The 13,493-nt window shown below is 65.0% G+C and carries 12 protein-coding genes; 1 reads left to right on the top strand and 11 read right to left on the bottom strand.

The genetic code is table 11. The features are described 5' to 3' along the window. Window positions 1–49: 49 nt before the first annotated feature. Complete coding sequence (locus MKAN_RS15545) at window positions 50–1,162, top strand: phosphodiester glycosidase family protein (protein WP_099184479.1); 1,113 nt, start codon at window positions 50–52, stop codon at window positions 1,160–1,162. On the opposite strand, the gene MKAN_RS15540 is transcribed toward MKAN_RS15545, so the two are convergent. The 11 genes from MKAN_RS15540 to MKAN_RS15490 all read right to left on the bottom strand — a co-directional run bounded on the left by MKAN_RS15540 (window position 1,155) and on the right by MKAN_RS15490 (window position 13,489). Beyond that, window positions 1,155–1,862 (bottom strand): YoaK family protein, encoded by a 708-nt coding sequence (locus tag MKAN_RS15540; RefSeq protein WP_023369603.1) that lies wholly within the window; start codon window positions 1,860–1,862, stop codon window positions 1,155–1,157. The genes MKAN_RS15545 and MKAN_RS15540 overlap by 8 nt on opposite strands. Window positions 1,863–1,885: 23 nt before the next feature. Further along, entirely contained in the window at window positions 1,886–2,806 is a 921-nt protein-coding gene (locus tag MKAN_RS15535; protein ID WP_036395889.1) for a mammalian cell entry protein, read from the bottom strand. Then, a complete protein-coding gene (locus MKAN_RS15530; protein WP_023369599.1) occupies window positions 2,773–3,327 on the bottom strand; it encodes a mammalian cell entry protein in 555 nt (184 codons plus the stop codon). Before MKAN_RS15530 ends, MKAN_RS15535 begins: the two co-directional genes overlap by 34 nt. Continuing rightward, window positions 3,324–4,310, bottom strand: a complete 987-nt coding sequence (locus MKAN_RS15525; RefSeq protein ID WP_023369597.1) for an RDD family protein — start codon at window positions 4,308–4,310, stop codon at window positions 3,324–3,326. Before MKAN_RS15525 ends, MKAN_RS15530 begins: the two co-directional genes overlap by 4 nt. Beyond that, window positions 4,307–5,083, bottom strand: coding sequence for an Mce associated membrane protein (locus tag MKAN_RS15520; protein WP_023369595.1), 777 nt, complete (start codon window positions 5,081–5,083; stop codon window positions 4,307–4,309). Before MKAN_RS15520 ends, MKAN_RS15525 begins: the two co-directional genes overlap by 4 nt. Continuing rightward, entirely contained in the window at window positions 5,053–6,609 is a 1,557-nt protein-coding gene (locus MKAN_RS15515) for a virulence factor Mce family protein (RefSeq protein WP_023369593.1), read from the bottom strand. The genes MKAN_RS15520 and MKAN_RS15515 overlap by 31 nt, the downstream gene beginning before the upstream one ends. Next, complete coding sequence (locus tag MKAN_RS15510) at window positions 6,603–7,727, bottom strand: virulence factor Mce family protein (protein ID WP_225722943.1); 1,125 nt, start codon at window positions 7,725–7,727, stop codon at window positions 6,603–6,605. Before MKAN_RS15510 ends, MKAN_RS15515 begins: the two co-directional genes overlap by 7 nt. 215 nt (window positions 7,728–7,942) lie before the next feature. Continuing rightward, a complete protein-coding gene (locus MKAN_RS15505) occupies window positions 7,943–9,550 on the bottom strand; it encodes a virulence factor Mce family protein (protein ID WP_023369589.1) in 1,608 nt (535 codons plus the stop codon). After that, window positions 9,547–11,136 (bottom strand): virulence factor Mce family protein, encoded by a 1,590-nt coding sequence (locus MKAN_RS15500; RefSeq protein ID WP_036395891.1) that lies wholly within the window; start codon window positions 11,134–11,136, stop codon window positions 9,547–9,549. Before MKAN_RS15500 ends, MKAN_RS15505 begins: the two co-directional genes overlap by 4 nt. Beyond that, complete coding sequence (locus MKAN_RS15495) at window positions 11,133–12,173, bottom strand: virulence factor Mce family protein (protein ID WP_023369585.1); 1,041 nt, start codon at window positions 12,171–12,173, stop codon at window positions 11,133–11,135. Before MKAN_RS15495 ends, MKAN_RS15500 begins: the two co-directional genes overlap by 4 nt. After that, window positions 12,170–13,489, bottom strand: a complete 1,320-nt coding sequence (locus MKAN_RS15490) for an MCE family protein (RefSeq protein WP_023369583.1) — start codon at window positions 13,487–13,489, stop codon at window positions 12,170–12,172. Before MKAN_RS15490 ends, MKAN_RS15495 begins: the two co-directional genes overlap by 4 nt. Window positions 13,490–13,493 lie beyond the last annotated feature (4 nt).

The raw sequence follows: 13,493 nt of genomic DNA, 5'->3' as shown, positions 1-13,493 counted from the left end.
GCTGTTACATAAGTTGACAGTGTGACAGATGTGACTAATTCTGGGATGGCTGCTTCCCGATCGGGCCGAAAGGGCTACCGTGCTGACGCCATCTGCCAGCCTGCGCCGACTTGCGGCTTGTCTTGCCTTAGTGGCTGCATGCGCCACGCTCACCGCCACCACCGGACGACCCGTCGCCCATGCCGCCGACGGTCGCGAGATGCTCGAGCACGCCATCGCCACAACCAAGGGCTCCTACCTGGTGTACAACTTCGGCGGCGGGCACCCGATGCCGCTCCTCAACGGCGACGGCGGCCGCTACGAGATGAACAACGGCGGCCATCTCATGATCATCAAGAATGCGTCGCAGCGGCTGCAGCCGCACCTACTGGTCGATACCCACACCGGTGACCAGGCGCGCTGCGAACACAACGCCGGGGCACGCACGAATGAAGGACTTTGGCAGGCATCGGAGATCTATGCTCCGCTGCAGGCCTGGCAGCGAATGGGACAGCCGACAATCGCGATCAACGCCAACTTCTTCGACGTGCGCCCGCAAAAGGGCGGCTCCTGGCGATCGACGGGTTGCAGTTCGCCATTGGGCGCGTTCGTCGACAACACCCACGGCCAGGGCCGCGCCAACCAGGCGGTCACCGGCACCGTCGCCTACGCCGGGAAGCAGGGCCTGTCCGGCGGAAACGAGACCTGGACCTCGCTGACCACCATGATCATCCCGGCCGGTGGTGCGCCATATGTGTTGCGGCCCAAGGGCAGAGAAGACTACGACCTGGCCACTCCGGTGATCCAGGACTTGCTCAACAAGAACGCAAAGTTCGTCGCCGTCGCCGGGATCGGGCTGTTATCGCCGGGCAACACCGGCCAACTTCACGACGGCGGCCCGAGTGCCGCGCGTACGGCGCTGGCCTACGCGAAGCAGAAAGACGAGATGTACATCTTCGAAGGAGGTAACTACACGCCGGACAACATCCAAGACCTTTTCCGGGGCCTGGGCAGCGATACGGCGATCCTGCTCGACGGCGGCGGGTCGTCGGCAATTGTGCTGCGTCGCGACACCGGAGGCATGTGGGCCGGTGCGGGGACGCCGAAGGGCTCGTGCGACACCCGTGAGGTCCTGTGCGACTCCCACGAGCGGGCGTTGCCCAGCTGGCTCGCATTCAACTAGTAAGCGCCTGAGGCGTTTTGCGATCCACGGGGCCGTAGCGGAAGACCAGCATGCTCACCGAGACCACGGCGGCGGCCAGTGCGAACACCGGCGCCACGGTCACCCGGGACATGGCGGCACCGAGCAGGGCGCCGCCGCACATCGCCGCGATCACGCTATAGCGCAGCAAGCTTCGGCCACCCGTGCCGCCGGCCAGCCGGCTCTCGGCGCCGATCGCGACGATGGTCGACGTCAACATTGTGGTGCTGAGCTCACGAATACCGAACTCCCGAGCGATCGCGTTCTGCAAGCCGAACGTCAACGCGAGCCCACCGATGAGGAACAGCTTGGTGTTGTCGTGATAGTGCAGCACCCCGCTGCCGGCCAGCACCGACAACGTCGCCAGCACCGCGACCTCGGTCCCCAGCGCCGCGCTGATCCAGCGTCGTGGCTGACCACCGAGCGCCCGGGTCAACCGGCCGCCGATGATCGTGCCGATGACGAAGGTGACCACGGACACCACGCCGGCGACCAGGTCGATACCCGTCTGCGACTTCGGTACCAGGCAAATGCCGAGGAAGATCACGTTGCCGGTCATGTTGGCCACGAAGACATGCCCGAGGACCAGCACACTGATCGCGTCGGCCAAGCCGGTGGCGAAGGTCAGCAACAGCAAAGCGACGATCGTCAACCGGTGATACCGGGGTGTGCTGACGGCCATGTAACCCCTCGACCAGGCCGAGGCTACAGGCGAGGCGTCAAATCCAGCGAGGTGATCGTCGTCATCCTGGTCACAAACCAGCGGGAGTTATCCCGCTTCATGATCAGCCGGTACGACAGATACTTCATTGCCGGAATGTTCTTGGTCAGCGGGCTGGTGGTGGTGGTATTCGTGTACACGATGGCCACCGCATTGGGACCATCCAGCGATTCGACCGCGACGCCGGTGACCTCGGTGTTGTTGGTGACCTTGGCTTGCTTGTTCGGCGCTACGATGCTGTCGACGAATTTTCGGTATTGCGCTCCGAAGTCACCGCTGAGGTAGACCGCCGCGCGATCGGCCAGCTTATCCATGTTTTCCGGGGTGTAGGTCCACAACGTCGTGATCGCGTTCGCCGCGGTCCGCGCCACGTTCAGCTTGACGGCGACGACCGCGCGATCGGCCAGGTACGGCTGCAGGGTCGCGCCGGCAAATGCGGCAGAACCCACGAAAAGCAGTACGCCAACCACAGCGACGGCCGCAGCGACGCGCTTGCCGCTGGGGCGTTTGACCTTGCCCCTCAGTCGCTTGAGGAACCCGACCTTGCGTCCGGCGCCGTCACCGGCCGCCTCGGCGTCGGTTACGGCAGTCTCGGTGTCGCCACCGGCGACCTCGGCGTCGGTGTCGGACTGTTCGGAATCAGTGTCGTCACCGGCGGCCTCGGAGTCGGTGTCGGCCGCCTCGGCGTCGGAGTCGGCCTTTTCGGAATCGGTGTCGCCGCCATCAGCTTGCTCGGACTGATCAGCTGCTGCTGGCGCAACGTCGCCGCTTCCGAGTTCCTCGTCCACCGCCTCGGTTGCTTGAGTTGCCTGATCGTCGGTCTCGGCGTGGGAATCTGGTTCGGCGTCGGACGCATCCGAGTTGGCCTCGGTCAGATCATCTGCAGCAGGTTGCTGATCTTCCACTGATTCCCTTCCTGCTTAGCTGTGGCAGCCCAACGGTTCGTGTTCTCGAAGACCTCTTTGCCGTCGGGTGACTTGGAGGTGACCTCGGTGGCCACCAAAACGCTGGCGGTGCCGTCGTCGTTCCACCGTTCCACGCCCGCGTCCAGGACGGTACCCCTGGCGGGCTCGGCTTGAGCGACCTGCAGCAGGATCTCGTTCGCCTTGTCGTGGTATTGCTTGGCGAAATCGCCGGTCGCCTGCGCCAATATCCGCTCGACGTATTCGTTGGCGTGATACGGGTCAACGGAGGTGAACTGCCCCATGAACCATTTCACGTAGTTGACCACCTCGTGCTCCCGGTGCGCGGCCTGATCCCGCGACACGTGCGCGACCAGCATCAGGCTGGATAGCGTGATCGCCACCACCATCACCACGGCAGCGGAAATGGCCACGAACGGGAATACCCACGGTCGCCTCGGCGGCAGCGGGTGTGTGACAAACAGGAATCCCTCACCGGGGTGGAATCGGCGCCGCGGACTCATTTCCCGTCCCCGCGCGGCTTCGGTTTGGTCAGTACAGTCAGGTCGTCAACGCGCCATTGGTCGTCCCGGTCCCTTGCGAAGCTGACCCGTACGGTTGCGCTGATGTAGCGGATGTCGGGTGGTGTGCCACGGCGACCCTGGATGAACAACAGCATGGTCGCCCGGTTCGGCGTCGCGGATTGGATAGAACTGCCCGTCACCCAGTACTCGTTGAGGACGGGGTGCCCCTTCGCGACGGTGTCCTGCTGGGCGGCCAACTGACCGCGGTACCTGTCGGTGGTCAGCGATTGTGCTCGAGCGAAGTCCTCGCGCAACGTTTTCGGGTCGTATGTCAGCATCTGGGCGACCATCTTGGGGCCCTGCGTCGCAAGCTCAGCACGGGTTCGATCGGTTGCCTTGTCGTAGGAGTACACCACCGCGTAGCTCACACCGGCACCGCCCAGGCACAACCCGGCCGCGGTGACCAGTACCACCGCCGTCCACCGCCGTACCTTGGCCGGGCGCTCGACGGGCTCAGCGGTTCGCACCTCGGTGCGCAACAGCATGTCGGCGAAGGTGCGCCGGTCCGGATCCCACAGCGGCCACAGCCATCCGACCACCAGCGGCACGGTGTCGACCAGGTGGGCGAGGTCACGCACCATCAGCCGCCACGGACCGACGGCGTCTCCAGCCGCCCCATTGTGACGTACCACCGCGATTCCGCACAGGGCGCGTCCCAGGGTCCAACCGGTCAGGGCGGGCGCCAGCCACCGGTTGACCGACATCAGCAGGGTCACCAAGGCCAGGATGGCGACGCACACCCACCACCATGAGCTGTCCGACGGCACGGTAAACGAGACCAGCGCCAGGGTCGCTACCACCGCGATGCCCGGCACCACATCAACGGCGAACGCAGCCACCCGCAAATGCCATGGCGCCAAAGCCTTTTCGGCTAGGGCTTGGACGGTCTCGGGGGTCTGGATCTCCTCGACCACCACCGTCACTTCGTCACCTGGTCGAGTTTCGAAATCTTGTACTGACCGTCCGTAGGCGTCATACGCACCCGCAGCCGGTAACCGGTTTCCTGATCCTGCGCCTGATCGTTGGACATCCGGACGCGCAGGGCGACCAGCACGTCAACCGATCCGTCGGGGTTGTTACGCTCGACCGCGGCCCGCATATCGGTCAACTGAACGTGCACGTTGGCGGCCTGGTACGCCTGAACGAGCATGCTGCTGTACAGCACGGCTTGAGAGCGGTACTGGTCGGTGCCGCAGTCGATGATCTTCTGTTCACTGGCGGCCATGGAGTTGGTATCCGGTGCCTGCGTGACCGCGACACAGTCCTTGGCCACCTGAAGCGCTGCCGCGTTGTTGCGGGCTATGGCCGCGCTCTGCTGGTGGGCACGCAGCGCCAGATAGCCGCCGGTCCCGATACCGCCGGCGACGAGCACCAGTGCTGCGCTGATACCGACTAGCCATCCACGACCCAAACGCGACGGGCGCCGCTCGACGGCCGGCGCCGCGGTTTGGTCCTCACCTGTGCTGTCGGAGATGTCCGGACCGGCTTCGTCCTCCGATTCGGCCGAATCCTCGTCCGTCGCCTCGGCGCTGTCCGGACCGGCTTCCGATTCTGCAGTCAGTTCACCCTCCGTGTCGGGGCTGTCTGAGCCGGTTTGGGCCTCGGATTCTGCCGAGTCCTCGTCCGTTGCCTCGGGGCTCGACGAATTATCCGCGTCGATGGGGTTCAGCCGGCTGGCGCCAGCATCTCCTTCCATCCGTCGTCTCCTGTTTTGGTCGAGTTTTCGACGGAGTATCTGACTCCGTCGGGCCCTACCAGTTCACCGCTCTGAGGGCTGTAGACCGCCGTGGGCGGCCCGCCCGGAGTGTAGACACAGGGGTTGGGCTGCTGTCCGTTGCACTGCACAGTACCCGAACCGGGCCGCTGCAGCGGGTCACTGACCGGCGGCGGCGTCCCGCCCGGAGGCAGTCTGTCGGCCGGTGCCGGGTTCATCCCGTTATTGATCGATGGTGCCGGGATCACCAAGCCGGGCTTGACCGGCTGATCGCAGCGCGCCGCCGGCGCGGGGCACGTCAACAGCTGGTTGGGGTCGCCATACCAGGGGTTGGTACCCGCCGGCACGTATGGTTTCGGGTCGCGGCATTCCCGCGGCGTCGCCGCTCGCTTGCCCGGGACGTCAACACACGGAATGTTGCGCGACCCGCGCACGCTGTTGGCCGGAGTATCCATCGGAATCTTGCAGTACGTGCCAGTCGGCAACGGCTGCAGGCTGGTGTCGGCAAAAGAGCGCCACTCCGAGGCAGGGATGAACCCGGTCAGACACGGCGGCGGCTGGTTGATCGCCAACGCCAGGTCTAGGGCGGCCATGTTCGGGAAGGGCGCGGCCACTGTCTGCGCGATCGAAGCACCCTGCGGCAGGAACACCAGCACCTGCTCGACGCCTTTGTGGTAGCGCTTGAGCAGGTCGAACACGACTTCGAGGTTCGCCAGCGTCTGCGGCAGCGAATCACGCACGTCGGTGAAGACCTCGTTCAGCTGGTCAGCGGTCGGAGCTGCCTGGGACAGAATGCTTTTCACGTTCTGGTCCCGTTTCGCCGTCTGCGCGGCCAGTGTGTTGAGGTTGTGCGCCCAGCGTTCGATCGCGTCACCCGAGCGGACCTGGCTCTCGATGACGGGTCCGGAATGGTCGATGATGTCGTTGACGTCGTTGATCTGGGTGCGGAAGTCACCAACGATCGCCTGTGTGGCGTCGACCAGCCGTTGCAGGGCTGGGCCCAAACCGCCTACGGCTTGCGCCGTTTCGTCGAGCAGCACGGGGATCTTGTCCGCCGGCAACACCTGAAGGCCGCGGTTGGCGGTGTCCAGGGCCGGCCCGATCTCACTGGGCACCGTCCCCTTGGTGATCGTTTGTCCGGGCGAAAAGACCTTGCCCGGGTTGCCCGTCGACACCAAGTCCAGGTACTGCTCACCGACCGCCGACACCGAATGCACGTTCGCCGACGCATCGACCGGGATCTTGTAGCGGCTGTCAATGCTCATCGTCGCCTCGGCGCCGGTCGGCGTCGGCTCCACGTCGGTGACCTTGCCGATGGTGACGCCGCGATAGGTCACGTTGGCCGTGGGGTAAAGGCCGCCCGATGCCGGCAGCTCCGCCTTGAGCGTGTAGCGGCCGATGCCGGCCAGCGACGGAATCCGCAGGTAGTAAACCCCCAGGACCAACAGCGAGACCACTGTCAGGACCGCGAACACGATCAACTGGCGTTTGATGAAGGGAGTCAGCATTGCCGGTCGCCCCTTTCCACCAGCGGTCCGCCGGGCGCGTCGTTCGGGTTCGGCGTGTAGCGGACGTCGGGGATCATCGTCTCGGGATCGCGACCGAAGGACTGTTCGAGCGCGCGCAAGGCTCCGGAAAAGCCGGTACCGGTGAGCAATGCGTTGTCCATGGCGCTGAAGGTCACGTCAATCGTGGCCGACACGTTCTGGTAGTCGCCGCGGAACAGCTTCGGCACAGTATCGATGTCGTACGGCTGGGTGAGAATCAGCTTCAGCGCGCCGATCAGATACTGCGAGCCGCGGCCGAGTTCCTTGAGGGGGCATTGCAGCGCTTGCAAGTCGGTATGCAGCGGGCCACGTGCCTCCGACAGGTATTGGTCGGTGACCTGGGTGAGCTGTCCCAACGCGTCGACGGCGTTGATGAGCAGGTCGCGCGTGTCGGCGAAGTGCTTGATCAGCGGCGGGATGTCGGTCAGTACCCGGTCCAGTACATCGGATCGGCGACCCACGTAGACCAGCAAACGATTGGTGGAGTCGATAGCGTGGGTGATGTCATCGCGTTGCTGGTTGAGCTGGTCGGTAAAGGTGTCCAGCTTGGTGAGGAAGGCCCGAATCTGGTCGGCCCGCCCGTGGAAGACGTTGTAGACCTCGTTCTGGAGCACCTCGAGATTCGGGATCCCGCCGCCGCGCAAAATCATCGAGATGCTGGCCAGTGTTTGCTCGGTGTTGGGATACGCGGAGGAGTTCTTCAGGGAAATGGTGCAATCTTGCTTGCGGTGCGGCGGCGGGCACAGCGGCTGCGGCGACGGGTCGGGCGGCGCCGCGAGTTCCACATGCTGAGAACCCAGCAAACTGGTCTGGCCGATCTTCGCGGTGGCGTTCCTCGGTAGCTTGACGCCCTTGTCGATGCCCAGCTTGAGGGTCGCTATCCAGTTCTCCAATCTGATGTCACGTATCGAGCCGACCGTGACGTCGGCGACCATCACCTTGCTGTTGCCGTTGATCGCCAGCGTGTCGGGCACCTGCACATAGAGGACGTAGGACCCGTCCCCGGTGCCCGGACCACCCGGAATCGACACATTGGAGATCCCGCGCCAGCCACACGAACTCAGCATCAGCGCGACCATCAGCAACGCCAACGCCTGCCAGGCGCGGTGGCGGACGCGTCCCACGGCTCGCCTCGGTGCCCAATGGCTCGGGTTGCTCTTCGCGCGTACCGCGCTCATCGCGCCCCTCGGTGCCCAATGGCTCGGGTTGCTCTTCGCGCGTACCGCGCTCATCGCGCCCCTCGGTGCCCAATGGCTCGGGTTGCTCTTCGCGCGTACCGCGCTCATCGCGCCCCTCACTGACCCGCTCCTGCCTCAGCGGGAAGTGGCGCGCCGACCGGCGCCGGTGCGGCGGCGGGACCGGGCGTCGGAGCAACCGGACCCGGGATCACCTCTGGGCCGGGCGGCGGCGGCTGTATCGGCACCGGGGCCTGCAAACCGATCGGCGGCAACACCGGGTACTCGTCGTAGGCGTTCGGCGGTCCGGGTGGCGTCTGCAAGGTGGACTGAACGGGCTCGATGTCGGGGCCTCCCATGAGTTCGGCCAGCGACTCGGGGGTCATCAGGCCAGCGGTGATCGGCCCTACCTGCTGCCCCTGCATACCCGGGGCGACGATCCAGCCGGGCTGGGTGTTGCGGTGCGACAACGGGGTGTCGGGCACCCAGATTCCGGGAACGGTCGTGTCCTTATACCCGTTCGGCGGCTGCAGGCGTGGCTCGGAGTAGGCGACCTGCTTGGGCAGCACTTCGGCGGTGCTGAAGAAGTTCACCCCGAACGGGAAGTAGTTGAACTTGATCGAGTCGAGGATCGGCGCCAGATACTGCGCACACAGTTCTGCAGACTCCTGATACCCAAGCCGGCTGGCGGCCTGAATTGAGCTGCAGATGAACTGCATCGGGTTGGCGAACGAGGTGATCTCCGGGATGGCGACCACGGAACCGTGTGACGGGTGATAGATCTGGTTGACGTTCGACGCCGCCGTCGGCAGCACGTGCAAGGCGGTCTCCAAGCCGTTCAGCGGCTCGGGCTGCAGCAGCGTGTTGGTCGCCTCGGCCAGGTTGTTGACGTCGTGGGTCAGCACTTCGCGGTTCGTGTCGAGGAACGGCCGGATCGTCGTCAGCAAACTGTCGAACTGCTGTAACGCATCGGAAAGTGCTTGGTCGGAGCTGACCAACCGGCCGGTGAGGTCGGCCAGGTTCTGGTTCAACGCCACGAATTGTGCGTCGTCCTGGTGCAGCGCGTTGACGAACAGCGCCAGGCTGCGCACCACCGCGAAGAAGTCGCCACGGCCTTCGTTCAGGGCGGTCAGCGCACGCGAGAGGTTGTCCAGGGTGGTGTTGAACTGCTTGCCCTTGCCCGCCAGCCCGTTCGCGAACGATTCGAGAACCTCACCGAACGGTCCCTTGGGCTGCTGCTCGGTGGGGCCGAGCTTGTCGATGATGTTGGTGATGCTGTTGCGCAGTTCGTCCCACTCCACCGGCACCTGGGTGCGCTCGATCGGGATGACCGCGTTGTCGGCCAGCACCGGCCCGCCTTTGTACGGCGGCTCCAATTGGATCGAGCGCGACGCCACCAGGGTCGGGTTGAGGATCACCGCCGAGGCGTTGGCCGGCACCTTGTACTGGTTCTGATAGTGGAAGGTGACCTTCATTTTGTCGCCGGCCGCTTCGATGCTGTCGATCTTGCCCACTTGCAGGCCCATGATCTGAACCTTGTCACCGGGGTACAGCGCATTTGCGGCAGGGAAATAGGCAACCACGGTGTTGTTGGTCAGCTTCTGGTAAAGCCGCCAGCCGACAAATGCTGCCACCAGGGCCAAGACCACGATCAGCGTTCCGACGATCACCGTCGCCCGCGTCATCCTCGGAAGCCGCAGATTGCGGATGTCAAAGACGGTGCTCAATTCTGGCTCCCTCCAGTCACACCGCTACCGCCGGTGCCTCCTGGGTTGATATAGGGGTCGGGCAGCTGCGGCCCCGGCCCGGGCGGCGCGGGCGGACCCGGCGGCAGCCCCGGCGCGAACGTCGACGGCGGCGGTGTCGGGCCGGCCGGCGCCAGCTGCTCGGTGCGCGCACCCGGCGGTGCGTTCGGCGGCAGCGGCACCGGGGTACCCGGAACGTCCGGCGGCGGGTCGCCCGGCCGCCCCGCGATCGGGATGCCCGGCGTCGGCGGCAGGCCGTTCGGGTTCGGCGGGGACGCCTCGACATCCAGCGGCGCCGGGAAGTTCGGACCTCCGAACGGGCCGAGGAGCGCACCCGCGCAGGGCAGCGGGTTCCACGGCCGCGGCAACCCCTCGTCGCCGACGGTGACATTGCCGCCGGGATTGGCCGGCGTGTACGAGCAGGGTGAACCGGGCGGGACGGCCGGCCCCGGGTGCTCGGGCGTGCCCTCCAGCACACCCGGCGCCGGCGGCGGCGCGCCGTTGGGGAACCGGGTGCCGTTGGGGTCGGGCCAGCGGAATTCCGGCAAGCCGGCACTGCGCCAGAAATTCTCCGGGTCCAGGCCACGCTTCTTGAACGCGGCGTCGATGAAGGGCTGCAGAATCTGCCCCGGGACCAGGTTGTGGATGACCACTTTGAAGAACGGCCCCGATGCTATGGACTCGTTCAGCGACGGGAGGAATCCGCCGACCATCAGGAGCCCGTTTGCCAGGTCGTCTTTGCGCTCAACCAGGATGTCGCTGACCTGACGCAGCTGCTCGAGCACATGGTTGAGGTTCGGGTTGTCGTTGATCAGCCCCTGCACCTGGGCCGAGAACGAAGCGATGTTGCCCAGCAGGGCGTCGATGGCGCGCCCGCGTTCGTTGAACGCGGCGATCAGCGTCTTGGCGTTGACCAACAGCCGGTCCACCTGCTGGCTGCGATCGCCGAGGATGCTGGCCACCTGGTTGGCCTGCGCAAGCAGGTGCTTGATCTCCTCGTCGCGCTTGCCGATGGTGTCGGAGAACTTGGCCACGCCCTCGAGCGTGGCGCTCAGGTGCGGGTAGGTCTGGTCGATGGTCTGCGACAGCACATGCAGGGACTGCTTGACCGTGTCGATGTCCCAGCCGGTGGCCGCCTTGGTGACGTCGAAGAAGGCGTCGTAAATCTGGTAGGGAGTGGTGCTTTGGCCTAATGGCAACGTGCCCCCCGGGCGCAGCGGCTGGTTGCCGCGCGCCTCGATCTCGAGGACCTTCTTACCGAGGATGGTGTCGGTGCGAATCGCCAGGCGGCTTTCGGTGCCGATGACGTTGGTGCCGACCGAGAATTTGATCTTGACGTGGTCGCCGTCGATGGACAGCTCCTCCACCTTGCCGACGTCCATGCCGGCGATGCGTACCTTGTCGCCCTTGTTGAGGCCGCCGGTGTCGGTGAACTGACCGTAGTAGCTCGGCCGCGCGAACAACATCGGGACGCTGGTGAAGCTCTGGCCGACGGCGACGACGATGATCATCACCACGATGCCCATGAGGCCGATACGAAGCCGATTGGGGGGTTCCAGCGTTCTCATTGTGGCGTGCACCTACCCGTCGGCTGGGTGAAGAGCCGGACCGTGCGCACCGGCCCGCCGGGCTGCAGCCCATTGATTCTGAGGCTGATGTCGCAGGAGTAGAAGTTCACGAAGTCCCCGTAGGACCCGATGGTGCGCCCGATCATGTTCAGCGCGGTCGGGACCTTGTGCAGGAAATCGTTCAACTCCTGACGCTGGTCGATGAGCGGCTGCTGGACGGCATCGAGGTAGTTGACGGTCTTGTGCAGCAGTGCGCGGTCCTCGGCCAGCAGATCGGCCACGGTTCCGGCCGCGTTGCTGATGTGCACGATGCCGTCCGCCAACTGAGTGCGGTGGTCCTTCAACCCGGTGATCAGCACCTCCAGGTTGTTGACCGTCTGATCGAAGTCCTTGCGATGACGAACCGTGGTGTCCAGCACCGTGTTCAGGTTCTTCACCACCTCGCCGATCGCCTGGTCGCGTTCCGCGATCTGTGAGGTCAGCTGCGCGGTCTGGTCGAGAATGTCGTTGATGGTGCCGCCCTGGCCCTGAAACACGGTGATGAGCGCCGAGGCGATGGTGTTGACCTTGTCCGGGTCCAGCGCCCGGAACACCGGCTTGAAGCCACCGATCAATGCGTCGAGGTCGAGTGCCGGCGAGGTGCGCGACAACGGAATGAACCCACCCGGCCGCATGATCCGGTCGCTGCCCTCGCCGTCACCGCGCTTGAGCTCCAGGTATCGATTGCCGATCAGGTCGAGGTAGCGGATCTGCGCGGTCGTCGATTGGTAAAGGGGTATCGAGCGGTCGACGTCGAAATCCACCCGGACCCGTTTGCCGCCGTCGACCAGCGACACCTCTTTGACCTTGCCGATCTCCACCCCCGAGGCGCGGACGAATTGTCCGGCCCGCAGCCCGCTGACATTGCTGAACTCAGCGGAGTAGCCGTAGGTGCGGTCGAAGCGGATCTGACCGAAAACGATGACGATCATCACGCTGAACAGCACCAGCACCAGTGCGAAGGCGCCGAGTCTTATTGCAGTACCGGTGATTTTCATGGGTTGATCGTGTTGTCCCCTACTTGACGGCCCCAGACGTATTCGATCGCGTAGGGCGAACCGGTCTCCAGGTGGTTATAGGGAGCGATGCTGTTGGCGGTGTCCATCACCAACTCGGGTGCCGGCCAGAAATCGTGGGTGATCTGCTGCCAGCAGCCCGGCGCACCACCAGGGCCGCCATGTGCGTTGACCCGCGGCAGGTTTTCCGGATACATGTAGGGATTCGGCGCCCCGCCGACCACACCTGCGGCCAACCCGCCGATCTGCGAGAGCAGCAGCGGCACCAGCGACGTCGGGTTCAGCATCAATCCCAACCCGGACAGCAGCTCGCTGTGGGTGGCCAGCGAGTAGCCGTTACCGCCCAGGAACGTGGCGGCCTTGGGTTCGATGTCGTGGTAGTTGCGCAGCGTGCAGAACAACTCCGGGCTGTAGGTGTCGAGCAGCTGAGCGCTGGGCACCAGGTCGGCGGCACCACGCGCCAGATACGGGCCACCCCGCCCGAAGACGTCCGCGCCGGTGTTGCCGAACCCGACCGCCGCCAGCAACGCGGCATCCAATTCGCGCTGGTGCTGGTTGATCGTGCGCGCCGTGGGAACCGAATTGTCAAGGAAGTCGAACAAATCCGGCGATGCGTTGGCGTAGACGTCGCCGAGCGCCGCCAACTGCTGAATGTCGTGGCGGGCCTGCGGCATCCGCGGGTTGACATCGTCGAGGATCGCGTTGGCGTTCACGATCGATTGCCCGAACCGATCGCCCAATCCGGTCAGCGCCTGCGCGGCCGCGCTGAGCGTCAGGTTGAGCTTGACCGGGTCCACCTTCTCGGCAATCGACGTGATGGTCTGGAACAAGGTGTTGATCTCGGTCGTCACCCCGACGGCATTGATGACGCTCTTGGGGGTGAGGTGCCCCTTCGAGATGACGTTGCCCCGGTCGTCTCTTGGCGTCGTCAGCGAGACATACTTGCCGCCGAACACCGTCGTCGCCTTGATTTGCGCGTTGACGTTCTCCGGTACCAGCGAGAGGTACTTCGGATTGACGTTCAAGACGAACTTGGCGGCTGGTTTGCCGTCGCGCGTGACCTCCGAGATGCTGTCGACCCGGCCGATCTGCACGCCGTTGTAGGTGACCTTCGAGCCGGGATCCATCACCAGGCCGGCTCGTTCGGAAAACATCGTCAGCTTGACCTTCGGGGTGAAATCCCCACGAAACTGCAGGTACACCAACACGAATATGACAAGCGCGAGCACCAGAAAGACAACGCCCGCCGTCTTGTACGGCGGATCGCTGACCTTGTTGACCTTGGCCGGCATCGTCATGGCG

Source organism: Mycobacterium kansasii ATCC 12478 (assembly GCF_000157895.3).
In the GTDB taxonomy this organism is placed as follows: Bacteria; Actinomycetota; Actinomycetes; order Mycobacteriales; family Mycobacteriaceae; genus Mycobacterium; species Mycobacterium kansasii.
The sequence above is the reverse complement of the archived record's forward strand: the minus strand, read 5'-3'. Positions and strand labels throughout refer to the sequence as shown.